Consider the following 22661-nt stretch of genomic DNA (forward strand, 5'->3'; position numbering starts at 1 on the left):
CTACCTCGGCGAGCTCGGGACTACCTCGGGATCAGCCGGGCATGCCCCCGACGGTGCTGCCGGCCTCCAGCTCGCCGTCGCGGACGTCGGCCCAGAACTGGTCGACCTTGTCCTCGTCGAGCAGCACGGTCGAGCCGACGCCGGTGCCCGGGTCGTACCCCGGGTTGGCGATCGGCGGGGTGCCGGTGACGCCCTCGGGGCCGGTGGCGGCCTTGAAGGCCAGGCCGAGGCGGCCGAGGTCGACGATGCCCGTCTTCTCGTCCACGGTGAGGGCGTCGGTGCCGGCGTTGACGAGCTGCACCTGGTTGACCGGGTTGAGCAGCACGCTGGGCTTGACGACCTTCGCGGCGACGGCGGCGATGACCTGCTGCTGCCGCTCGGCCCGGCCGATGTCGCCCTTCGGGTCGGAGTAGCGCATGCGCGAGAACGCGAGCGCGGTCTCGCCGTCGGCCATGTGGCAGCCGGCCTCCCACGTCAGCTCGCTCTTCGGGTCGTCGACGTCGTGGTCGTAGCAGAGCTCGACGCCGCCGACGGCGTCGACGATCTCCTCGACGCTGCCGAACCCGACCTCGACGTAGTGGTCGATCGTCAGGCCCGTGAGCCCCTCGACCGTCTCGACGAGCAGCGGGGCGCCGCCGAAGGAGTACGCCGCGTTGATCTTGTTCGGGTCGTGGCCCGGGATCTCCGTGTACGTGTCGCGGGGGATCGAGATGAGGGAGGCCGGCCCGCTCCGCGGCTTCTGCAGCACCATGATCGTGTCGGTGCGGGCACCCTCGGTGCCGTCGTCGGCGACGCTGCCCGTGCCGCGCGCGTCGGAGCCGGCGAGCAGGTACGTGGTGCCGGGCGTGCCCTTGGCGTCGGACAGGGCGTCGACGTGCTGGATCTTGCCGTTCGCCCAGACGACCAGGCCGATCGGCCACGCCAGGAGCAGCACCAGGAGCAGCACGAGGACGAGGCCCGCGACGCGGCCCTTGCGCACGCGGAACCCGCCGCCCCCGGCGGTCGCCGCTGCGGCGCCCCCGCCGCTGCCGGGCGGGGGAGTGCGCCGCGCCTGGCCCTGGGCCGACGCGGGCATCACGCGCGTGCCCGAGCCCTCCCGGGCCTGCGGAGCGCGCGACTGGGGCGCACGGGAGGCCGGGGCCGACGCCGAGGAGCCGCGCGGCGCGTACGACCGGGGCTTCTGCTGGGCGCTGCCACGACGCTCGGGCGGCGTCGTCGGGATCTCGCGCGACGACTGGCGCCGCACGCGCGGCTCGACCGGGGCGGCGTCGTCGCGCCGGCCCACGCGGCCGCCCGTCGGCGGTGCGGACGGGCGGTTCCCGCCGCCCACGGGGATAGCGTCGCCGGAGCCGCTGGGCCGGTCGGACCGGCCGCCGGACGGCGTGAAGCTCGGCGGGATGCGCTGGTCGTCGTTGCTCATGGTTCCCCCGCGCTCATCCGCACACCGACGTCACGTCGGCGCCCGTGAACGCCTCCTCGCCGGCGTCGCGGGTCCGCTTCGGCTCGGGGTCCTTCTCGCCCTTGCCGGAGCCGTCCTCGGCGTCCCCCGTCGTACCCGGGTCGTCGTCCGCCACCGGGGTGGCGTCGACGTCGTCGGTGCCCTCGGCGGCCTGCGTGCCCTTGCCGGCGTCGTCCTTCGCGCCGTCCTTCGTCGCGCCGTCCTTGTCGCCGTCCTTGTCGCCGTCCTTGTCGCCGTCCTTGGCGTCGTCGGACTCGGTCTCGATCGCGTCGCTCAGCGGGCGGTCGTGCTTGAGGTTGTCCCAGACCTCGTCCGCCTCGTCGGTGAGCAGGACGTTCGCCGCGTTGTTCGGGTCGTACATGTACGGCGCGGTCATGAACGCGATGGTGTCAGGGCGGACGTTGCGCGCGCTGTACGCGAGCCCGGCGAGTCCCTGGATGGACGCGAAGTTGCTGCTCATCGTCATGGAACCGGTCACGGCGCCGAGGAACTTCAGCGACTTGGTCGGGTCGGCGAGCGTGCCGGCGCTCATCACCTGACGGGCGACGGCGGCCAGCAGCTCCTGCTGGCGGCCGATGCGGCCGAGGTCCGACCCGTCGCCCAGCCCCTCGCCCGTGCGCGCCCGGGCGTACTTGAGCGCGGTGTCGCCGTCGAGCTCCTGCATGCCGGCGGAGAGCACGAGGTGGTCGGCCTTCGGGGCGTCGATGTCGTTCGGGATGCACAGCTCGACGCCGCCGAGCGCGTCGACCATCTTCTCGAAGCCGGCGAAGTCGACGACGACGAAGCCGTCCATCTGCACGTCGGTGATGGTCTCGATGGTCTTCTGCGCGCACAGCGCGCCCGACTCCACGTCGCCGCCCGTCAGGACGCCCTGGGCGAAGGCCCCGTTGAACTTCGAGCGGGACACGGGCGAGGTCTGCCCGCCGGAGGAGGTCGGGCACGACGGGATGTCGATCGTCGTGTCCCGGGGGATCGACAGCATCTCCACGCGGGACCGGTCGGACGAGATGTGCATGATCATCGTCGTGTCGGAGCGGGCGCCCTGGGTGCCGTCGCCCACGATGTCGGCGTTGTCGCCGCCGCGGCTGTCGGAACCCATGAGCACGATGTTCAGCGGCATGTCCGCGTTGGGGTCCTCCGGCATGACCTTCTCGGGCCGGTCCGCCCCGAGCAGCTTGTCGGAGTCGACGGCGGTGATGTTGCCGGTGAGCTTCACCGCCGCGGTCGCGCCGCCGACGGCGACGAACGCCAGGACCGCGGTCAGCCCCATCCCCAGGGTGCGCGCGACCGTGTGCCGGCGCAGGGCGCGCGCGTGCGAGGGCCCCGTGGTCGTGCCGGGGCGCGAGGCGACGTGGCGTGGGGTGGTGCGGGTCACGGGAAGCGAGCATAGAGGGTCGGTGTCACGCCGCTGCGGTGCCCGAGGACCGGGACGGTAGAGGAAATGTGTGGGTCGAACGTCGGCGCTGGTCCGCAGCCCGTCGTCGAACGGGATCCTGGGGGAGACTGGTGGTCGTGACGGACACGACGCCGCACGCGCGCCCGGCTCCCGCGGCGACCGGCACCCCTGATCCCCGCACGCGCACCGCGCGGCCCCCCGCCGGACGGCGCTACCGGCGTGCCGTCGCCGCGCTCACGCTGGTCGTCGCGGCGTGGACGGTGGTGTGGGCCGCGGTCACGCCCCTGTTCCGGTCGCCCGACGAGCAGAACCACGTCAACAGCGTGCTGCGGATCGCGTACGGCGGCGGCTGGCCGCCGCCCGGCGACGCCTACTTCTCCCCGGCGATCGCGGAAGCGGTCGACGAGGCCGGGTACCCCGCCGACCTGCCCGGCAGGTGGCAGCACCGCGAGGACGCCCGCCAGTTCGTCGACGTCGTGCCCGTGCCGCGCGAGGACCGCACCCGCCTCGACGCCGGCAACGCGCTGGGCGACGCGTCGTCGGGCACCGAGGTGGACCAGATGACGCAGCACCCGCCGCTCTACTACGCCCTGGGTGCGGGCGTGCTGCACGCGACGGGGCTCACCGACGCCCGCTGGGACCAGGTCACGCTGGCGCTGCGGTTCCTGGACGCGCTGCTGCTCGCGCTCGTCGTACCCCTCGCCGCCGAGTCGGCACGCCGGGCCACGGGGTCGCCGTCCGCGGGCCTGGTCGCCGGGGCGTTCCCCCTCCTCCTGCCGCAGCTCGGGCACGTCATGGGGGCCGTGAACAACGACGCCCTCGTCGTCCTGGCGTGCGCCGCCGCGACGTACCTCGCCGTACGGGTGGTCACGGGGGACCTGCGGTGGCGGGTGGCCGTGGCGATCGGCGTCGTGCTCGGCCTCGGCCTGCTCACCAAGGTCATGCTGGCGTTCGCGGTGCCCATGGTGGTCGCGGCGTACGCGCTCGCGCGCGGGCGCCGCTGGCCCGGCCGGCTCGGCCTCCTCGCCGTCGCCGGGGGCGTGACCCTCGCCGTCGGCGGGTGGTGGTGGGTGCGCAACGTGATCACCCTCGGCGCCGTGCAGCCCGTCGGCCGGCCCCGCGAGCTGACCATCCTCGCGACCGTGCCCGACGCCGACGTGCCGTCGATCATCGCGGGCCGGCTCGCGCAGTCGTTCTTCGGGAACCTGTCGTGGCTCGAGGTGCACCTCGCGGGGGCATGGATCGTCTGGGGGACGGTGGCGCTCATGGCCGCGTCGCTCGTGGCGCTCGTCCTGCCCGGCGCGCGCCGGACCGCCGTCGTCCTGCTGCTCACCCCCGCCGCGCTCGCGGCGGGCGTCGCGTACAACGCCTGGGACTTCCACGCCGAGACCGGCCGCCTGGTCGCGATCCAGGGGCGGTACGTCTTCGGCGGCGTGGTCGCGCTCGCGACGGCGGTGGCGATCGCGGCCTGGCAGCTCGCGCGGCGCTCGGACCGGCGCCTCGCCCGCGGCGTGCCGGTCGTCGTGACGCTCGCGCTCGCCGCCGCCGTCGGGGGCCTGCTGTGGGCGTTCGACGCGTTCTACCGGGGGCCCGGCGAGACCTTCGGCGACGCCGTGGACCGGTGGCTGGCCTGGAGCCCGCTGCCCGAGCCCGCGCTCGTCGCCCTGCTGGCCGTCGCGGGCGCCGTGCTGCTCGGGGGGCTGGTCGTCGGGCTCCTGTGGCCCCGTAGACTCGCGGCGTCGTCGATCGACCCGGCCCCCGGCACGCTGCCGCCGGCGGCTCCCGGCGCCCCGAAGGATGCGCGATGAAGCTGTTCGTCCAGATCCCGTGCCTCGACGAGGCCGGGACGCTCCCGCTCGTGCTCGCCACGATCCCGCGCGAGGTCGAGGGGTTCGACAGCGTCGAGGTCCTCGTGATCGACGACGGGTCGACGGACGGCACGGCGGAGGTCGCCCGCCGGCTCGGCGTGCGGCACGTCGTGCGGCACACCAGCACGCGAGGGCTGGCGCGGTCGTTCCGCGACGGCGTCGACTACGCCCTCGCCCACGGGGCCGACGTCGTGGTCAACACGGACGGCGACAACCAGTACCCGTCGGAGCGCATCGGCGACCTGGTCGCGCCGATCGTCGCGGGCGAGGCGGACATCGTCGTCGCGGACCGCCAGACGGCGACGATCGAGCACTTCTCCCCGTTCAAGAAGCGGATGCAGCGGTTCGGCAGCCGCGTCGTCAGCGCGGCCGCCGGGACGTCGCTGCCCGACGCCGCGAGCGGCTTCCGCGCGTATTCGCGGGGCGCGCTGCTCCGGCTGAACGTCGTGACCCAGTTCAGCTACACCATGGAGACGATCGTCCAGGCGGGGAACAAGCGCCTGCGGATCGCGAGCCTGCCGATCACCACCAACGCGAAGACGCGCGAGTCGCGGCTGTTCGCCAACATCTGGCAGCACATGGCCCGGTCGGGGAAGGCGATCGTGCGGTCGTGGATCATGTTCCGCCCGCACCTGGTGTTCCTCACGCTCTTCGCGGTGTTCTTCGTCGCGGCGGCCGTGCCCGCCGTCCGGTTCCTCGTCTTCCTCGCCCAGGGGGACGCCGGCGGCCACGTGCAGTCGCTCGTCTTCGCCGGCGCGATGCTCGTCGGCGCGCTGCTGTGCCTCGCGCTGCTCGTCGTCGCCGACCTGCTGCGCACCAACCGCACCCTGATGGAGGAGACCCTCGAGCGGGTCAAGGAGCTCCAGTACGGCCCGCGGCCCGACGACGGCGCCCGCGGCGGGGCCGCGGCCCTGGCGCGGGACGACGAGGACGCGCACGCGTGATCGTCGCGTTCGGCACGTACGACGCCGCCCGGCACCCGCGCGTCGGCGTGCTCGTCGACGGGCTGCGCGCCCACGGGTACACGGTGCGCGAGCTCGACCGACCGCTCGGCCTGAGCACCGCCGAGCGGGTGCGGATGCTGCGCCAGCCGTGGCGCCTGCCCGGCCTGCTGGTGCGGCTGCTGCGCTGCTGGGTGCTGCTCACGGGCGACGTCGTGGCGCACCGCCGCGCGCACGGGCGCCCGGACGCGGTGCTCGTCGGCTACCTCGGCCACTTCGACGTCGTGCTCGCCCGCCTGCTGTTCGGCCGCACCCCGGTGCTGCTGGACCACCTCGTCTTCGCGGGCGACACCGCCACCGACCGCGGCGCGCGCGGGGCGCGGGTCACGCTGCTGCGCGGCCTGGACCGCGTCGCCACGTCGTGCGCCGACGTCGTGCTGCTGGACACCACCGAGCACCTGCGGATGCTCGGCGAGCTCGCCGGATCCCGCGCCGCCCGCGGGCTCGTCGTGCCCGTCGGGGCGCCGCAGGAGTGGTTCGACGCCGCCCCTGCCGACGCTGCCGCGCCCGACGACGCCCGGCCCCTGCGCGTCGTCTTCTTCGGTCTCTTCACGCCGCTGCAGGGCACCGACATGCTCGCCGAGGCGCTGGCCGCCGCGCTGCCGCGGGCGGCCGAGGACGCCGCCCGCGGCGGGCGTGGCCTGGAGGTCACGCTCGTCGGCTCCGGCCAGGACCTCCCGTCCGTGCGCGACCGGCTGCGCGGCACCCCCGGGATCACCTGGCGCGACTGGGTGGAGCCCGCCGACCTGCCGGCCGTCGCCGCCGCCCACGACGTCTGCCTCGGGATCTTCTCCGCCACCCCCAAGGGGCTGCGCGTCGTGCCGAACAAGGTGTTCCAGGGCCTCGCCGCCGGCTGCGTGGTCGTCACCTCCGACACGGAGCCGCAGCGGCGGCTGCTGGGCGACCACCTCGAGCTGGTCCCGCCCGCCGACCCGGCGGCGCTCGCGGACCGGTTGCTCGCCCTGCGCGACCCGGTCGCCCTCGCCGCCGCCAGGGCCCGCGCGGCGGCCGGGCGTGACCTCGCCCGGCCCGCCGCCGTCGTCCGCCCGCTGGTCCGGCTGCTCGCGTCGCGCGGGGTCCGGCCATGACGGGCGATGCGACGGGCGATCCGACGGGCGAGACCGGGGCGCCGTCCGGGCCGCTGGCCCGGGTGCTCGCGGTGCTGCGGTCGCCGTGGGTGCGCTGGGGCTTCCTCGTCCTCGCGCTCGGGCTCGCGGTGTACGCCGTCGTCGCCGCGGGGGACGACCTCGCCCGCGCGGCCGCCGAGCTCTCCTGGCAGCGGCTTGCCGTCGCGCTCGTGCTGTCGGTCGCCTTCGTACTGTGCACCTTCGTGTCGTGGCGCGTCGTCCTCGCCGACCTCGGCGCCCCGACCGGGCTGCGGGTCGCGTTGCGGGTGTTCGGCCTGAGCCAGCTGGGCAAGTACGTGCCGGGCGGGGTGTGGAACGTCGTCGCGGCGGCGGAGCTCGGCGTCGACCACGGGATCGCGCGCCGCACGTCCGTGACGACGACGGCGGTCGCGACGCTCGTCGGCGTCGTGTCCGGCGCGGTCGTCGGCCTGGTCGCGCTGCCCTTCGTCGCGACCGGGGCGCTGGGGGCCGCCGGGCCGGTGCTGTGGGCGCTGCCCGCCGTCGCCGTCGTCCTGCTGCCGCCCGTGCTCAACCGCCTGGTCGCGTGGGCGCTGCGGGTCGCGCGCCGCCCCCCGCTCGACCGCCCGCTCGGCTGGCGCGGGCTCGGCGCCGCCACGCTGTGGTCGGTGGCCGGGTGGCTCCTCGCGGGGGCGCAGGTGTGGGTGCTCGCCGTCGGCCTCGGGATGCCGTCCGACGCGCAGGGAGTCGCGCTCGCCGTCGGCGGCTACGCGCTGGCGTGGGTGGTCGGGTTCCTCGTCGTCGTCGTGCCCGCCGGCGCCGGCGCGCGCGAGCTCGTGCTGCTCGCGGTGCTGTCCGGAGCGCTGCCGCACGCCGCGGTGCTGCTGCTGGTGCTGGTCAGCCGCGTGCTGGTGACGCTCGCCGACCTCGCCCTCGCCGGCCTCGGCGCGCTCGCGCGTCCGCGGTAGGCGCCCCGAGGAGACGCCGCTCGCGCGGCGGGGCGTGGTGCCGCCACGGCCGCCGTGCTGGCAGGCTGGCCCCGGCCGACCATGACCGGCTGCAAGCCGCTGGTGCCGCTGCCCGAGCCGTCGAGGACGAAGGAATGCCCGTGCCGAACCCCGCCGCCTCCCTGCCACCGCTCACGCTGTACGGCAGCCTGCGGTGGGACGTCGTCGAACCGTTGCTGCCGGGGGCCGCCGGCCGCGTGCTCGAGGTGGGTTGCGGCCAGGGCGCGGTCGGCGTCCGGCTCGCCGCCCGCGCCGCGGCGTACACGGGCGTCGAGCTCGACGCCGACAGCGCGCGCACCGCCGAGCAGCGCCTCGTCGAGGCGGGGGTGCCGGGCACGGTCGTGCAGGGACCGCTCGACTCCCTGCCCGCCGCCGAGCGCTTCGACCTCGTGTGCGCGTTCGAGGTGATCGAGCACATCGAGGAGGACGCCGCGGCGCTCCGCGAGTGGGCCGCGCGGCTCCGCCCGGGCGGCACCCTGCTGCTGTCCACCCCGGCCTGGCAGCGCCGGTACGGCCCGATGGACGAGGCCGTCGGGCACTTCCGCCGCTACGACCCCGCCGCACTCGTGGCTCTGCTGCGCGACGCCGGTCTGACCGACGTCGGCCTGCGCCTGTACGGCGTCCCGCTCGGGTACGCGCTGGAGGCGGCGCGCAACCAGCTCGCGCGCCGTCGGCCCGGACTGCGCGAGGAGGGCAGCACGGCGGACCGCACCGCCCGCAGCGGGCGGCTGTTCCAGCCGTCGACGGCCGCGCAGGGCTCGCTCGTGGCCGCCGCGACCTGGCCGTTCCGCGTCGCGCAGCGCGCGTTCCCGCGCACCGGCACCGGGCTGGTCGCCTGGGGTCGCGCCGCCTCCTGAGCCACCAGGAAGCGTCCGCACGAGGTGCTCGTCAGGCGGTGACGCGCTCGGTCTCGCGCAGGCGGTCGAGGCGGGCCGGGTCGGCCGCGAGCTCGGCCGCCGTGGCGGCGGAGGCGAGGACCACGGAGCCGTCGGCGGCCCAGACGGCGAGCAGCTCGCGCAGCAGACTCCCCAGCGGGCGGGCGCCGTCGACGAGCACCCGGGCACCCGGGACGCCGGTGCCCGGCACCAGGTCGGCGAACGCGACCGTGCCGTCGGGGGCGTCCAGCGCGACGGCGGCCGGGTCGGTCTCGGGGGCCCACCCGATGACGTCGCCGTAGGTCATCACGGCGCCCGCGGCGTCGACGGCGCCGGGCGGCAGGTCGCCGTCGAACGACCGGGCGAGCGCGGGCAGCGCGACCGCCACGAGGTCGGCGGCACCGGGCCCGGCGAGCACGGTGGCCCAGGCGTCGGGACGCGCGGTGACGACGACGTCGCCTCCCGTCGCGGGGGTGTCGCCGGCGGGCTCCACGGTGGCGCCGCAGCGCCAGGCGGCCAGCGCCCAGAGCACGCCGCGCCAGTGCGGGGGCAGGTCGAGCGTCACGACCGTGCCCGGCGCGGCGTCGAACTCCTCCACGAGCAGGTTCACGGTCTTGCTCACCCAGTTCTGGAGGACGGCGCCCGAGAGCTCGACGCGTTCGCCGCCGTCGCCGTACCACGTGAGGCGGGGACGCCCCGGGTCCGACAGGACGAGATCCATCATCTGGGAGATCGTCGTGGGGGTGCGGCCGGCGGTGGGGAGCGGGTTCACGCAGGTCAGCCTACGAGTGCCCGGACCAGCTCAGGCCGGCACTCGTGTGAATGGGCAGTGGAGATCGCAATCACTAGCACATTTCGACTTGACGCCTCCGAAAGACACGCGTGTAATTCCAGGTATGCAGTTTCCCTAGAGAACGGCATGGAGGGGCACGCCATGTGGAATTTGCTCGATGGGGACCGGGGGGTCTTCCCGTCAGACGTCGGCCGTGAGCCCGAGCGCGTGGCGCCGGTGCTCCCGCTGTTCGGCGACGCTACGACCGACGACGAGACGCTCCTGGGGTGGCAGGAACGGGCGCTGTGCGCCCAGACGGACCCGGAGGCCTTCTTCCCGGAGAAGGGCGGGTCCACGCGTGAGGCCAAGAAGGTCTGCACGTCCTGCGAGGTCCGGGCCGAGTGCCTGGACTACGCGCTCGCGAACGACGAGCGTTTCGGGATCTGGGGCGGGCTCTCCGAGCGGGAGCGGCGCAAGCTGAAGCGCCGCGCCGTCTGACCCGACGCCCGACCGGATGTCCGGCCCGACACGCTCGGGACGGATATCCCACGACCGGATCGGGGCCCGTCGCATCATGGCGGGCAGGATGACTGCTCCGCACCCGATTCCAGCCCGCCCCGGCGGGGAGGTCGCCCCCACGGGCGCGACCGTCGCCGTCGCGCCCGCCGGCGACCGCACCCTCGACGGCACCGGAGCCGTCCCTCTGGTCGTCACCGTGACGGCCGTGGTCGTGACCCGCGGCCGCACCCGATTCCTCGACGCCACCCTCGACGCGCTCGCGCTCCAGGAGCGTGCCGCGGACGAGGTCGTGGTGGTCGACGTCGGCGCGTCGGAGTCCGCCGCGCATCCCGATCTGCGCCTCGGCGGCGCCCGCTTCGTCGCGGCGTCCGGGGTCCGCAGCCTCGGCGAGGCGGTCGACCGCGCCCAGGAGGTCGTCGGCGTCCCCGAGACCGGCTGGCTGTGGATCCTGCACGACGACTCCGCCCCGGAGCCCGACGCCCTGTCCCGCCTGCTGCGCGCCGTCGAGCACTCGAGCGCCGTGGCCGTCGCGGGCTGCAAGCAGCGCCGCTGGCCGGTGGCCGCCGACGGCACGCCTGCGCCCGACGCGAGCATGCTGATCGAGGTCGGCAGCACCGTGTCGCCGCTCGGCCGCCGCATGACCGGCATCGACGACACCGAGATCGACCAGGGGCAGCACGACGCCCGCGAGGACGTGCTCGCCGTCGGGCTGGCAGGCGCCCTCGTGCGGGCGCACGTCTGGGCCGAGCTGGGCGGCACCGACCCGGAGCTCGGCCCGTTCGGCGACGGCCTCGACCTGTGCCGGCGGGCCCGGCTCGCCGGCCACCGCGTGGTCGTGGTGCCCGACGCCGTCGTGAAGCACGCGCAGGCCTCGCTGCTCGGCCTCCGCGGACGCGGGGCCCTGGCGCCCGACCTCGAGGCGTCCCGCTACGCCCGCCGCCGCAGCCAGCTCTACCTGCGCCTCGTCGAGACACCGCTGCCGCTGCTGCCGTTCGTCTGGCTCGCCACCCTCCTGTGGGCGCCGTTCGCGGCCATGTACCGGCTGGCGCTCAAGCGGCCCGCGCACGCGCGGGACGAGCTCGTGGCGGCCGTGGTCACGACGCTGCGCCTGGTGCCGCTCTACCGTGCCCGACGCCGCGCGGCGCGCACCCGCCGCCTTCCGCGCCGCGTGCTGACGCCGCTGCTCGGCACGTGGCGGCAGGTGGCCGGCGAACGCCGCGACGCGCGCCTGGCCCGCGCGGAGGCGCAGCGCGCCCGGTGGGCGCCGAGCGAGCTGGAGCGGGCCGACCTGCGGCGCCTCGGGCGCTCGCGCCGCACGGTGCTGGCGGTCGTGGCGGTCGCGGTGGTGGCGCTCGACGTCGCCCTCTTCGGCCCGTGGCAGGGCGTGCTGGCCGACGGCGGCCGGGTCGTGGGCGGCGGGCTGCTGCCGGCGCCCGGCACCGTGGGCGACGTCTGGGAGGCGGCGACGTCGGGCTGGGTGCGCGACGGCCTCGGGGTGCGTGCGCCCGCCGACCCGCTGCTCGTGCCGCTCACCGCGTTCGCCGTGCTCGCGGGCGGCGGGCTGCAGACGGCGGTGAACGCGCTGGTCCTCCTCGCGCTGCCGCTGGCCGCCCTCGGCGGCTGGTTCGCGGCCGGCGCGCTGACGCGGTCGGTCGTGGTGCGCGCGGTGGCGGCGCTCGCCTGGGCGGCGGCGCCCGGCTTCCTCGCGTCGCTGGGCTCGGGCCGGCTCGGGGCGGTCGTCGTGCACCTGACGCTGCCGTGGCTGCTCGTCGCCGTGCTGCGCACCGTGGGGGTGCAGGCGCGGGACGTCGCGCTCGCGCCTGGACGGCGTCGCGGGTCCCTGGGTGCCGCCGGTGCCGCCGGGCTGCTGCTCGCGGTCGCGGTGTGCGCCGCCCCGGTGCTGCTCCCCGTGGCCGTGGTGCTGATCGGGGTCGGCGCGCTGCTGGTGCGCCGCGTGTGGCGGTCGCTGCTGCTGGTGCTGCTGCCGGCCGTCGTCGTGCCGCTGCCGTTCTGGGGCGAGGTGCTCGGCACCTGGTCGGACGGCGGGTGGCGCGTGCTCCTGGCCGAGCCCGGCGCCCCGCTGGTCGCGTCCGGCACGCCGACGGCGGTGGAGCTGCTGCTCGGCCTGCCCGGGGACACCGCGTGGTTCGAGCCCTGGCTCGGGACCGACGGCACGCTCGGGCGGGTCGCCGTCGTGGGTCCGGCCCTGCTGGGCGGCGCCGTCCTGGTGCTGGCGGCCGTCGCGCTGGTGCGGCCGCGGGCCGTGCGCGGGGTGCGCCTGGCGTGGCTCGCCGGGGCGGTGGGCCTGACGACGGCCGTGCTCGCCGTCGCGACGGCGGTGGCGAGCGGGTCGGCGGGCGACGGCACGGCCGCGAGCGTGACCGGCTGGCCCGGCGTCGGGCTGTCGGTCCTGCTGCTCTCGCTGGGCGCCGCCGCGATCTGCGCGCTGCCGTCGACGGGACGGGTGCCCACGGCGGAGCCCGTCGCCCGGGACGCGCGCGGGACACGGAGGGCCGCGTCCGCGGGAGTCGTCGCGGTCGCCGTCGTGGCCCTCGCGCTGCCCGCGGCGCAGCTCGCGTCGTGGGCGCTCGGCTCCACCGGCGGCCGGGTGGGCGACCTGAGTGCGGCCGAGACCGCCGTGGTGCCCGCCGTCGGCACCCAGATGCAGGCGCCCCCACGGTCGGCCCGGGTGCTGCAGCTCGACCGGGTGCAGCCGGGGGGCGGCGCCGACGCGTCGGGCGCGGCGGTGGTCGACTACGCGCTGCTGCACGCGGACGGCACCCGGCTCGAGGACTCCTCCACGGTGGTGCGCGCCCGCGCCGCCGGCCTGGTGGGCGGCGCCGAGCGCACCGACACCGCGCTGCTGGACCAGGTCGTGGCGGAGGTCGCGACCGGACGCTCCACCGACGTCGTCGACCGGCTCGCGGCGCTCGGCATCGGGGCCGTGCAGGTCCCGGCCGGCGGCGACGCGGAGCTCGCCACCACGCTCGACCTCGTCCCGGGCCTCGCCCGCGTGACCGAGGAGGGCGCGCTCGTCTGGCGCGTCACGACCGACGGCCCCGCGCCGGGCTGGGCGACCGTGCTCGAGGGCGACGGCGGCGACGCCGCGCCCACGCCGTTCTTCGCGCCGAAGGACGCGGTGCGCACGGCGCCGTCCGACGGGACGAGCGCCGGCGGCCGGCTCGCCCAGGGCGGCGAGGACCGCACGCTGCGGATCGCGGAGACGGCGGACTCCGGCTGGCACGCGACGCTCGACGGGCGGCGGCTCCCGGCCGAGGACGCCGGGGGGACGCAGGCGTTCGCGGTCGGCGCCGAGGCGGGCCGCGTGCGGGTGTGGTTCGAGGCGCCGCACCGGACCGCCTGGCTCGCCGCCGCGGGGCTGGTCCTCCTGGTGCACGCGTTGCTGGCGCTGCCGGTCGGACGGCGGCGGGGCCGATGACGGCGCCCCGGAAGGGCGCCGGGAAGGCGGGCGAGGACGTGCGGACGACCCGGGTGCCGCGCGGCGTGCGCGCCACGGCGGCGGCGGTCACCGGGGTGGTGGCCGTCGGTGCGCTGGCGGCCGTGGCCGTGCTGGGCGACCAGTGGGCGCAGTCGTGGACGGGTGCGGAGCAGCAGGCCGTGGCCGCGGGGACGCGCACCGTCGGGGTGCAGCCGGCGGACGCCACGCTCGTCTGCCCGACGCCGGTCGCGCTGCCGGACGGTGCCGACGTCGGCGACCAGCAGTTCGACGCGACGCCGGTGCCGACGACCAGCGGCCTCGGGGCGTTCGTCCTGGGCAGTGCGGAGGACGGCGCGCGCACCACGGCCCTCGGGGGCAAGGACTCGGAGGAGCTCGCCACGGGCGAGGCCGCGGCCGCCTGGCAGGGTGGCGTGGACGCCACCCGCGTGCTGCGGGCGACGCCGGTGGCCGACGAGCCGTTCCGCGCGGCCGGGACGATGGGGTCGGTCACGACGCAGGGAGACCTGCGCGGGCTCGGGGCGGGCGCGTGCACCGCGCCGTCGACGTCGCAGTGGCTGGTGGGCGGCAGCACGGAGGTGGGCTCGACCGCCACGCTCACGGTGCAGAACCCGTCGGAGCAGCCCGCCACGGTGGCCCTCGACGTGTACGGGCCGGGCGGCCCCGTCGCCCTCGGCGGCCAGGGGACGTTCACCGTCGCGCCCCACGAGCAGGTCACGACCCGGCTGGAGTCCGTGGCGCCGGAGCAGGGCCGTCTCGCGGTCAACGTGCGCGCGGCCGGGGCCCGGGTCAACGCGAGCCTGCAGACCCAGGCCATCGACGGCCTGCTGCCCGCCGGGGTGGACCTGCTGACGGCCGGCGCGTCGCCGCGGGAGTCGCTCGCGGTCGGGGCGGTGCGGAGCCGGGGCGAGGCGGTGGACGACCCGCACGCCCCACGGCTGCGGCTCCTGGCTCCCGGCGAGAAGGACGGGACGGCGCGGGTCACCGTGTACGGGCCGTCGGGGCCGGTCGTGCTGCGCGGCGCCGACGAGGTCGAGCTGGAGGCCGGCGCCGTGACGGACGTGCCCCTCGGAGGGCTGCCCGACGGCTGGTACACGATGGTCGTCGACGCGGACGTGCCCGTCGTGGGCGCCGCACGGACGGACCAGCCGGGACGACAGCCGGACGACTCCGTGGTGGACGGCACCCCGTACGACGTGGCGTGGTCGGCGGCCCAGCCGGTCCGCTCGTCGGACGGCGCCGGAGCCGCGGGCCAGCTGGCCGTGCCGGGTGGCGTGCGGACGGGCCTCACGCTCGCCGCCGTGTCGCCCGACCGCGGCCCCGACGCCGAGCCCGAGGGCACGGCGGGCGTCACGGTGCGGGTCTACGACGCGTCGGGCGCCGAGATCGGCAGCGAGGACGTCGAGCTCACCGCCGGGGTGACGACGCCCGTCGCGCTCGAGGACGTCGTCGCGGAGGGCACCGTGCCCGCCGGGGTGAGCGTCGACCGCGCCGACGGGGGCAGCGCCGACCTGGCGGTCACGTGGGCCGCCGTGCTGCGCGCCGACGACGGCACGGACGACTCCGGGGCCCTGCTGGCCGCCGTCGCCCCGACCGCCGCCGTCACGACCCCCGGCGCCGTCGAGGTGCGCACCGTCGACGCCGGCTGACAGGTCGAGGTCAGGAGTCGTAGCCGGGGTCGATCTCCTCGGGCGTGCGGGCCAGCAGGTGCGCCACCTGCTCGACGACGACGTCGCGCACCAGGTCGGCGCGGTCGGCGTCGTCGGCGGCGCGGAAGTCCACCGGGCGGCGGTACACCACGACGCGCGCCGGCCGGCCGGACTCGGCAGGGAAGCAGCGGCCCAGCGGGACGCCGTCCGACTCCCACGGTGCGGGCTCCGACGGCGGCACGTCCTCGACGGCGAACTCCGTGCCCGCGAGCTGCGGGCCCCAGCGGCGCTGCAGCAGCTCGACGACGTCGAGCACCAGGTCGTCGAACTGCTCCGCGCGGGTGCGGTACGCCGGCATCCCCGGCGGCAGGAGCGGTCCGCGCACCCCGCGGCCGCGGCGGTCGCGGCGACGGACCGGGGGGACGGCGGCGGTGTCGGGTGCCGGAGCGGGTTCGGGGCGGTGCTCGGGGCGGGGGGCGTGCTGCACCCGTCGAGCCTACGGCCGATCGCGAGGTCGGCCCCGAGCCGGTCCCGAAGCCGGTCCCGAGGCCGGTCCCGACGCCCCGTCCCGTCGTCGCTGACGGGGTCACGGTGCGGTCACGACCCGCACCGACCGGCGAGCCCCACGCACGCGCCCCCGGCCGCGGCGTATTCTCCCCGCGTGAGATCGGTGAGGCAGTGCTCGCGCACGGCATGCACGCATGCCGCCGTCGCGACGCTCACGTACGTGTACGCGGACTCCACGGCCGTGCTGGGTCCGCTCGCGCAGCACGCCGAGCCGCACAGCTACGACCTGTGCGCCCAGCATGCCGAAGGGCTGACGGCGCCCCGCGGGTGGGAGGTCGTGCGCCTCACCCCCGCGTTCGAGGAGCCGGCCCCGTCGCCCGACGACCTGTCCGCGCTGGCGGAGGCCGTCCGCGAGGCGGGGCGGGTGCGCCAGGAGCCGGCGGGCGAGCCGTCGTCGGTCACCGAGACCGCCCGTCGCGGCCACCTGCGCGTGCTGCGCGAGGCCGACTGACGCGTCGCGGTCGTCGCTTCGGCCCGGTCAGGGGACCCAGGCGCACACCGCGTGCCCGGCACCCGACAGCCTGAGCTCCCCGGCGTCGTGCGGCACGAACACGGAGCCGCCCCGGTGCAGGGTCGCGGGGGCGGGGCAGCCCTCGGCGGCGAGCTTGAGGTCACCGGAGAGGCACAGCACGATCCGGGGTCCCTCGGCAGGCAGCTCGACGTCCTCGGCCGGGTCGACGTCGGCCACCGTGAGCGCGAACTCCCGCACCGGGGCGCGGTAGGTGGTCACCTGGCCCCGCCCGCCCGCGGAGCGCGTGCGCGGCGGTTGCGGCGGGCGCGGCACGAACGACGCGCACTCGACGAGGGCGGCCTCGTCGACCAGCTTCGAGGTGAGGCCCGCCCGCAGCACGTTGTCCGACGACGCCATGATCTCGACCCCGAGCCCGGACAGGTACGCGTGCACCTCGCCCGCCGGGAGGAAGAGACCCTGGCCCGGGTCGAGCGTCACGCGGTTGAGCAGCAACGACGCGAGGGCGGCGGGGTCGCCCGGGTGCTGCTGGGCGAGCTGCAGCACGGTCGCGTCGGCGCGGGACGACGGCGAGCCCCCGGCCAGGCGCGCGGTGACGGACGCGACGGTGGTCGCGACGTCGGCGGGCGCGCCCGGGTCGCGACGCGCGGCGACGAGGCGGGAGAACGCGGCCTTGACGCCGCCGGGGGAGCGGTCGTCCCGCAGGACGGCGCGGACGGCGTCCACGAGGTCGCCGTCGAGCCCGTCGAGCAGGTCGAGGACGGCGCGCGGCGCCCGGAACCCGGCCAGCCCCTCGAACTCGGTCAGCGCGACGACCATCTCGGGCTTGTGCTGGTCGTCGTGGAACGAGCGGCCCGGGTCGCCCGGGGGCAGGCCCTGGCGGTTCTCCCGGTTGAACCCCGCGCGGGCGGCGTGCGGCTTCGGGTGCACCTGCAGCGACAGCGCCCGCTCGGCCGCGAGGACCTTGAGCAGGTAGGGCAGCCGGGGCCCGTAGTCGTCCGCGACCCGGCGGCCCAGCATCGCGTCCGGGGCCGAGCGCACGAGCTCCAGCAGGGAGCCGTCGCCGTTCACCCGCGACGGCGCGCTGGGATGGGCGCCCAGCCAGAGCTCGGCGGCCGGCGTGCCGTCGGGCTCGGTGCCCAGCAGCCCCTGGATCTGCGTGCGCGAGCCCCAGTCGGCGTGCTGGACCGTGTTCTCCAGCGGGTAGAGCTCAGGCACGGGACCACCCTTCCACACGTGCGCCCGCGCGGCGCCGCCCGCGCCGGAAGTCCGCCCGCAGAACCACCCGCCCCGGGGCGCGGCAGGCACGTACGCTGTGGGTCGTGACGATCGACCTGGCCGACATCATCAAGGCGTACGACGTGCGCGGCACCGTGCCCGACCAGCTCTCGCCGGACGTGGCCCGCGCGATCGGCGTCGCTTTCGCCCGCGTGGTGGCGGCACCGGAGGGCGCGACCCGGGTCGTCGTCGGCCACGACATGCGCGAGTCCGGGCCGGAGCTCGTCGACGCGTTCACTGCGGGCGTCACCGCGGCCGGCGTCGACGTCGTGCGGATCGGCCTGTGCTCCACGGACGGGCTCTACCACGCGTCGGGCGCGCTGGACGCCCCGGGGGCGATGTTCACGGCGTCCCACAACCCCGCCGTCTACAACGGCATCAAGCTGTGCCGTGCGGGAGCCCGGCCCGTCGGGCAGGACACCGGCCTGGCCGACGTCCGCGAGCTCGCGCAGCGCCTGCTCGACGACCCGTCGACCGACCCCTCCGACGACGACGCGGTGGCGACGCCCGGCACGGTCTCCGACGTCGACACCCTGGCCGACTACGCGGCGTTCCTGCGCGGCCTCGTCGACGTGTCGGGGATCCGGCCGCTCAAGGTCGTGGTGGACGCCGGCAACGGCATGGCCGGGTACACCGTGCCCGCGGTGCTGGGCACCGCCGCCGGCCTGCCGGCGCTGCCGCTCGACGTCGTCCCGCTGTACTTCGAGCTGGACGGCAGCTTCCCGAACCACGAGGCCAACCCGCTGGACCCGAAGAACCTCGAGGACCTGCGGGCCGCCGTCGTCGAGCACGACGCCGACCTCGGCCTCGCGTTCGACGGGGACGCCGACCGCTGCTTCGTGGTCGACGAGCACGGCGACCCGGTCTCGCCGTCCGCGGTGACGGCGCTGGTGGGGCTGCGCGAGGTGGCCAAGGAGCTCGAGGCGGGCCGCACGCCCACGGTGATCCACAACCTCATCACCTCCCGCGCCGTGCCCGACCTGCTGCAGGCCGCGGGCGCGACGACGGTGCGCACCCGCGTGGGCCACTCGTTCATCAAGGCGCAGATGGCGCAGCACGACGCCGTGTTCGGGGGCGAGCACAGCGCGCACTACTACTTCCGCGACTTCTTCTTCGCGGACACCGGGATGCTCGCGGCGCTGCACGTGCTGGCCGCGCTCGGCGGGCAGCCGCACCCCCTGTCGGCGCTGGCGGAGATGTACTCGCCGTACGTGGCGTCGGGGGAGATCAACTCGACCGTGACGGACGCGGCCGCGGCGACCGAGCGCGTGCGCGACGCCTACGCGAGCGCCTACCCGCAGGCGGACGTCGACAGGCTCGACGGCCTCACCGTGGCGCACTGGGACGGCCACCCGCAGTGGTGGTTCAACCTGCGCGCGTCGAACACGGAGCCGCTGCTGCGGCTCAACGTCGAGGCCGCCGACGAGGACATCATGGTGAAGGTGCGCGACGACGTCCTGTCGCTCGTGCGGACGGAGGACGCATGACCAGCTCGATCGACCCGTGGGTGCGCTCGATCCTGCGCTGCCCGGTGACGGGCGCGGAGCTCGTCGACGCCGTCGGGCCGGACGGCGAGCCCGAGCTGCGCTCGACCGACCCCGAGCGGCCCCTGGCGTACCCGGTGCGCGACGGCGTCCCCGTGCTGCTGGAGAGCGACGCCCGCCCGCTGTGACCCGGGCCCTGCCCTAGGACACCGCGGTGATCTTGGTGATCCACGCCGCGGGCATCGACCCGGCGGTCGTGCGCTTGCCTACCGTCGACCGGATCGTGTCCGCCTTGCCGGTGACCGTCGCCGTCTTCCCCGTCGACGACGTCGCCGTGAGGGTGCGGGCCTGACCGCTCGACCACTTCGCCGTGACCTTGATCGACTGCACGTTCGACAGGCCGAAGAGGGCGCGGGCCTGCGACTGGGTGAGCGTGCGGGTCCACGACGCGTACGAGTTGCCCGGCGCCGCCTTGCTGTACGGGTCGGACACCGAACGCTCGTAGGCGATCTTCGACGACCAGACGTCCTCCGAGTTCGCCGTCCGCCCGCCGCTGGACGAGTAGTAGTGCGCGGCCACCGCGTTGCCGCCGTACGTCAGCACCCGGGCCCTGGTGCGGCTGGACGTGGTGGCGTCGACGCCCTTCTTCCAGACCTTGCCGTACCTGGCGTCCGTGCCCTCGCTCTCCTTCTTCCAGCCCGAGTAGTACTGGTCGCGCACGTCGTCGACGACGTTGCACCGGCACGCGGCGAGGAGCGGCTTGGTCATGACGTAGGACCGGGCGGTGATCGCCTGCGCGGCCAGGGCGGACAGCCCCCCGTTCAGGCCCCACGACGACGGCATCTCCGCGATGCCGTACAGGTACTCGGTGTTGAGCAGCACGTCGTTCGTGATGTTCGGGACGCCGCCGTGGGCCGTCGTCGTGAGGCGGCCGTGCTTGTACGAGCCGTGCGCCCCGGACACCGTCGCGACCGCCGTCTTCCCGGTGGGCTTGTAGTACCGGGTGCCCGACCAGGTGATGCGCAGCAGCTGGTCGTAGTACCTCTTGTCGTTCACCGTGATCCGGGACCGTCCGCCGGCCGTGACCGTGACCGCGAAGGTCTCCGTGCCGGAGCCGGAGGCCAGGGTCTTGCCGTCCTCGTCGGCGAGGCGCCAGTCGCCCCCGCGCACCGTGACCGTGGTCGTCGTCCTCGAGTCGCCGTAGCCGGACCGCCCGAGCGGGTCCTTGCCGTAGACCTGGACCAGGATGTTGTTGCCGGTCGTGCCCTTCCAGGCGACCTTCCCGCCGGAGTAGTAGTGCTGGAGGATGCTCCAGCTGGCCGATCCCTGCCGCGCCATCTGATAGGCGCCGTACTGCGGCATCCCCACGCCGTGGCCGAAGCCCGAGCCGGTCAGCGTGAAGGACGACGGGACCGCGGCCTCGGCGGACGTCGCGGCCACCACGGTGCCGCTCACCGTCAGCAGGCCGGCGACGGCCGCGGCCACGGTGCGCCGGAGCCGGCGCCGTGGTCCGGGCCTCCCCGGTCGTCGGGCCACGGTCGGCAGTGTCGAGAGCTCGTGCGTCATGGTCATGCACCCCCTCTTGCACTGTGCCTCAGGGGCGGCGCGCGAGCATCCGGAGGAGAAGGATCCCCGTTCGAGGTGCTGGCCGACCGATCCGTCCCTATCGTCGTGCGGGTCAGGTGCCCGGCGCGACGATGCGCGGCCTTGATCGCCCCAGAGATCGCCGGAAGATCGACCAGAGCTGGACGAGCGGAGACGAGCATGACGACGACACGCAGGGCTCGACGGGCGGCCCGGACCGCCGTCACGACGTCGACCGTCGTGGCGCTGGCCCTCGCGGGGGTCGTGCTCCCCACGGTCTCCCTCCCCGTCCCGAAGGCGCACGCCGTCGCCCCGGACGTGGAGCACGTCCCGGTGCGCGGCATCGACGCCGGCGCCCGGCACGAGAAGGGGGCGCTCGCCGACGCCGTCGGGCACGAGCACGACGCCGCGGCCGAGGCCGCCGGGAACACCGCCGCGGTGGAGGGTGCCGAGACGCTCAGCGACGTCCCGACGCCCGAGCCGGACGACGGGGCGCTCGCCGCGCTGAGCGAGCGCACCACGACGCAGGACTTCCTGGTCGCCGGGGTGACGTGGGACGGGACGTCCACCGCGACGGTGACCGAGGTGGCGGTCCGCGTGCGCGAGTCCGGGACGTGGAGCGAGTGGCAGTCGCTCGGCATCGACGACATCGGGCTGCCCGGGAGCCGGGCCGGGACCGAGCCGCTCGTGACGGCGGGGGCCGACGGCGTCCAGGTCCGTGTGCGCACCGAGAGCGGGGTGCCGCCCACCGGCCTGAAGGTCGACGTCGTGGACCCGGGGACCTCGCGGGCCGACGCGTACGTGGGCGACGACCAGGCCCCCGCGGCGTCCGCCGACGCCGGCACCGGGACCGAGATCCGCCCGAAGATCGTCAGCCGCTCCGGGTGGGGGGCGGACGAGTCCCTGTCCGGGAGGTGGCCGGAGATCTCCGGCAAGCTCAAGGCCATCTACATCCATCACACGGCGGGCACCAACAGCTACAAGGAGAGCCAGTCCGCGGCGCTGGTGCGCGGCGTCTACGCCTATCACACGAAGTCACGGGGCTGGCCCGACATCGGCTACCAGTTCCTCGTGGACAAGTACGGCAACATCTTCGAGGGGCGCAAGAAGTCGCGGTGGGACAACCCGGTCGGCGCGCAGGCCGGCGGGTACAACACCGGCACCATCGGGATCTCGGCGATGGGGAACTTCGACACGGCGCGGCCGTCGAGCGCGCTCGTCACGGCGCTCGCCAGGGTCGTCGCCTGGAAGAGCTACACGTACGGGATCAACCCGCGCGGGACCGTGGTCCTCCCGACCGGCGGGAGCACGGGATCGGGGACGCGCGCCAAGCCCGGCACCGACGTCCGGGTGCCGACGGTGCTCATGCACCGCACCACCAACCTGACGGCCTGTCCGGGGCAGTACCTGGCGGCCAAGATGGGCACGATCCGCGCGGGCGCCGACTCGCGGCGCGACGCCGCGATCAAGAAGTACGGCTCGATCGTCCCGAAGGTCAAGGCGCCCACGCGCGTCGACCCGACGTCGAACCAGGCGCCGGTGCAGTGGAACGGCAGCTCCACCTACCGGTGGAAGCCCGTCTCGGGTGCGTCGAGCTACCAGGTGCTGCAGCGCTACGCGAGGTGGAACGAGGGCATGCCGTACACGTACTACTGGCGGGAGGTGAAGCTGACGTCCGGGACCTCGATCACGCTCAGCCAGAGCACCGGTGAGTCCCGCGAGCTCGCCGTGCGGGCCGTCGACTCCGACCATCGCCGCGGACCGCTCACCACCCTGGCGCGGACCAACAGGGCGGTCAGTCCCTCCAGCTGGAAGAAGTCGTCCGGGTGGAAGAAGGTCACCGGCTCGTCCTACTTCGGCGACTACGCGTACCGCACGACGACGAAGGGCGCCTACGTCCAGCTCCCCGGCGCGAAGCAGGTGCGACGCGTCGTGATCCGCGGGGCGACCAGCCCCTCCGACGGTCGCCTGCAGGTGCGGGTCGGCGGGAAGGCGATCGAGACGCTGGACTTCGGCAGGGCCTCCGACGGCGACCGGATCTTCACGGTGTGGGTGCCGAGGACGAGCGGCACGGTCACGCTCAAGACGCTGGACTCCGGCAAGCAGGTACGGATCAGCAAGATCGTCCTCGCGAGGTGGTAGCGCACGGGGCCTGAGAGGCCGGTCGGCCGGGACGACCGGCGGCGGACGC

The 22661-nt window shown here is 75.7% G+C and carries 18 protein-coding genes; 12 read left to right on the plus strand and 6 right to left on the minus strand.

Features of this window, described 5'->3' with window-relative positions; genetic code table 11:
- Positions 1-31: 31 nt before the first annotated feature.
- Entirely contained in the window at positions 32-1420 is a 1389-nt protein-coding gene (locus ACQP6G_RS12245) for an LCP family protein (protein WP_429764590.1), read from the minus strand.
- Between the two features lie 13 nt (positions 1421-1433).
- Entirely contained in the window at positions 1434-2834 is a 1401-nt protein-coding gene (locus ACQP6G_RS12250) for an LCP family protein (protein WP_429764591.1), read from the minus strand.
- A gap of 137 nt (positions 2835-2971) precedes the next feature.
- Between ACQP6G_RS12250 and ACQP6G_RS12255 the strand changes: the two genes are divergently transcribed.
- From ACQP6G_RS12255 to ACQP6G_RS12275, 5 genes are all read left to right on the plus strand, one after another.
- Positions 2972-4663 (plus strand): DUF2142 domain-containing protein, encoded by a 1692-nt coding sequence (locus ACQP6G_RS12255; protein WP_429764592.1) that lies wholly within the window; start codon positions 2972-2974, stop codon positions 4661-4663.
- The gene (locus ACQP6G_RS12260; RefSeq protein ID WP_429764593.1) at positions 4660-5667 is read left to right on the plus strand and encodes a glycosyltransferase family 2 protein; all 1008 of its coding nucleotides are present in this window, start codon (positions 4660-4662) and stop codon (positions 5665-5667) included. Before ACQP6G_RS12255 ends, ACQP6G_RS12260 begins: the two co-directional genes overlap by 4 nt.
- Positions 5664-6812, plus strand: a complete 1149-nt coding sequence (locus tag ACQP6G_RS12265; RefSeq protein ID WP_429764594.1) for a glycosyltransferase — start codon at positions 5664-5666, stop codon at positions 6810-6812. Before ACQP6G_RS12260 ends, ACQP6G_RS12265 begins: the two co-directional genes overlap by 4 nt.
- Positions 6809-7777: a lysylphosphatidylglycerol synthase domain-containing protein gene (locus ACQP6G_RS12270; RefSeq protein ID WP_429764595.1), complete on the plus strand. Its 969-nt coding sequence runs from the start codon at positions 6809-6811 to the stop codon at positions 7775-7777. The genes ACQP6G_RS12265 and ACQP6G_RS12270 overlap by 4 nt, the downstream gene beginning before the upstream one ends.
- A 140-nt stretch (positions 7778-7917) precedes the next feature.
- Positions 7918-8673, plus strand: coding sequence for a class I SAM-dependent methyltransferase (locus ACQP6G_RS12275; RefSeq protein ID WP_429764596.1), 756 nt, complete (start codon positions 7918-7920; stop codon positions 8671-8673).
- A gap of 31 nt (positions 8674-8704) precedes the next feature.
- Here the strand turns inward: ACQP6G_RS12275 and ACQP6G_RS12280 are convergent, their stop codons facing one another.
- Positions 8705-9463 (minus strand): TIGR03089 family protein, encoded by a 759-nt coding sequence (locus tag ACQP6G_RS12280; RefSeq protein ID WP_429764597.1) that lies wholly within the window; start codon positions 9461-9463, stop codon positions 8705-8707.
- 162 nt (positions 9464-9625) lie between these two features.
- On the opposite strand from ACQP6G_RS12280, the gene ACQP6G_RS12285 reads away from it, so the two are divergent.
- The 3 genes from ACQP6G_RS12285 to ACQP6G_RS12295 all read left to right on the plus strand — a co-directional run bounded on the left by ACQP6G_RS12285 (position 9626) and on the right by ACQP6G_RS12295 (position 15088).
- Positions 9626-9961, plus strand: a complete 336-nt coding sequence (locus ACQP6G_RS12285; protein ID WP_429733639.1) for a WhiB family transcriptional regulator — start codon at positions 9626-9628, stop codon at positions 9959-9961.
- Positions 9962-10049: 88 nt separating this feature from the next.
- Positions 10050-13421: a glycosyltransferase gene (locus ACQP6G_RS12290; protein ID WP_429764598.1), complete on the plus strand. Its 3372-nt coding sequence runs from the start codon at positions 10050-10052 to the stop codon at positions 13419-13421.
- Complete coding sequence (locus ACQP6G_RS12295) at positions 13418-15088, plus strand: DUF5719 family protein (protein WP_429764599.1); 1671 nt, start codon at positions 13418-13420, stop codon at positions 15086-15088. Before ACQP6G_RS12290 ends, ACQP6G_RS12295 begins: the two co-directional genes overlap by 4 nt.
- 10 nt (positions 15089-15098) lie before the next feature.
- Here ACQP6G_RS12295 and ACQP6G_RS12300 read toward each other — a convergent pair whose 3' ends face one another.
- Complete coding sequence (locus ACQP6G_RS12300) at positions 15099-15575, minus strand: metallopeptidase family protein (protein WP_429764600.1); 477 nt, start codon at positions 15573-15575, stop codon at positions 15099-15101.
- 174 nt (positions 15576-15749) lie between these two features.
- On the opposite strand from ACQP6G_RS12300, the gene ACQP6G_RS12305 reads away from it, so the two are divergent.
- Positions 15750-16106 carry a DUF3499 domain-containing protein gene (locus ACQP6G_RS12305; RefSeq protein WP_429764601.1) on the plus strand — a complete coding sequence of 119 codons (357 nt, stop codon included), beginning with the start codon at positions 15750-15752 and terminating at the stop codon, positions 16104-16106.
- 27 nt (positions 16107-16133) lie between these two features.
- Here ACQP6G_RS12305 and manA read toward each other — a convergent pair whose 3' ends face one another.
- Positions 16134-17342, minus strand: coding sequence for a mannose-6-phosphate isomerase, class I (gene manA / locus ACQP6G_RS12310; RefSeq protein ID WP_429764602.1), 1209 nt, complete (start codon positions 17340-17342; stop codon positions 16134-16136).
- A 104-nt stretch (positions 17343-17446) separates the two neighbouring features.
- On the opposite strand from manA, the gene ACQP6G_RS12315 reads away from it, so the two are divergent.
- Entirely contained in the window at positions 17447-18889 is a 1443-nt protein-coding gene (locus ACQP6G_RS12315) for a phosphomannomutase/phosphoglucomutase (RefSeq protein ID WP_429764603.1), read from the plus strand.
- Positions 18886-19074: a Trm112 family protein gene (locus tag ACQP6G_RS12320; RefSeq protein ID WP_429764604.1), complete on the plus strand. Its 189-nt coding sequence runs from the start codon at positions 18886-18888 to the stop codon at positions 19072-19074. Before ACQP6G_RS12315 ends, ACQP6G_RS12320 begins: the two co-directional genes overlap by 4 nt.
- Before the next feature lie 13 nt (positions 19075-19087).
- Here the strand turns inward: ACQP6G_RS12320 and ACQP6G_RS12325 are convergent, their stop codons facing one another.
- Entirely contained in the window at positions 19088-20458 is a 1371-nt protein-coding gene (locus tag ACQP6G_RS12325) for a SpoIID/LytB domain-containing protein (RefSeq protein WP_429764605.1), read from the minus strand.
- Between the two features lie 192 nt (positions 20459-20650).
- Here ACQP6G_RS12325 and ACQP6G_RS12330 point away from each other — a divergent pair, with 192 nt between their 5' ends.
- Positions 20651-22612, plus strand: coding sequence for a peptidoglycan recognition protein family protein (locus ACQP6G_RS12330; protein ID WP_429764606.1), 1962 nt, complete (start codon positions 20651-20653; stop codon positions 22610-22612).
- Positions 22613-22661: the final 49 nt, after the last annotated feature.

It is taken from the genome of Isoptericola nanjingensis (assembly GCF_050311635.1).
Lineage (GTDB): Bacteria > Actinomycetota > Actinomycetes > Actinomycetales > Cellulomonadaceae > Isoptericola > Isoptericola nanjingensis.

Excerpts from the sequence above, each read along its gene's own strand:
- ACQP6G_RS12325 (WP_429764605.1), bottom strand. The coding sequence starts at position 20,458 with ATGACCATGACGCACGAGCTCTCGACACTGCCGACCGTGGCCCGACGA.
- ACQP6G_RS12330 (WP_429764606.1), top strand. The coding sequence starts at position 20,651 with ATGACGACGACACGCAGGGCTCGACGGGCGGCCCGGACCGCCGTCACG.
- ACQP6G_RS12290 (WP_429764598.1), top strand. The coding sequence starts at position 10,050 with ATGACTGCTCCGCACCCGATTCCAGCCCGCCCCGGCGGGGAGGTCGCC.
- ACQP6G_RS12245 (WP_429764590.1), bottom strand. The coding sequence starts at position 1,420 with ATGAGCAACGACGACCAGCGCATCCCGCCGAGCTTCACGCCGTCCGGC.
- ACQP6G_RS12295 (WP_429764599.1), top strand. The coding sequence starts at position 13,418 with ATGACGGCGCCCCGGAAGGGCGCCGGGAAGGCGGGCGAGGACGTGCGG.
- ACQP6G_RS12285 (WP_429733639.1), top strand. The coding sequence starts at position 9,626 with ATGTGGAATTTGCTCGATGGGGACCGGGGGGTCTTCCCGTCAGACGTC.
- ACQP6G_RS12260 (WP_429764593.1), top strand. The coding sequence starts at position 4,660 with ATGAAGCTGTTCGTCCAGATCCCGTGCCTCGACGAGGCCGGGACGCTC.
- ACQP6G_RS12320 (WP_429764604.1), top strand. The coding sequence starts at position 18,886 with ATGACCAGCTCGATCGACCCGTGGGTGCGCTCGATCCTGCGCTGCCCG.
- ACQP6G_RS12270 (WP_429764595.1), top strand. The coding sequence starts at position 6,809 with ATGACGGGCGATGCGACGGGCGATCCGACGGGCGAGACCGGGGCGCCG.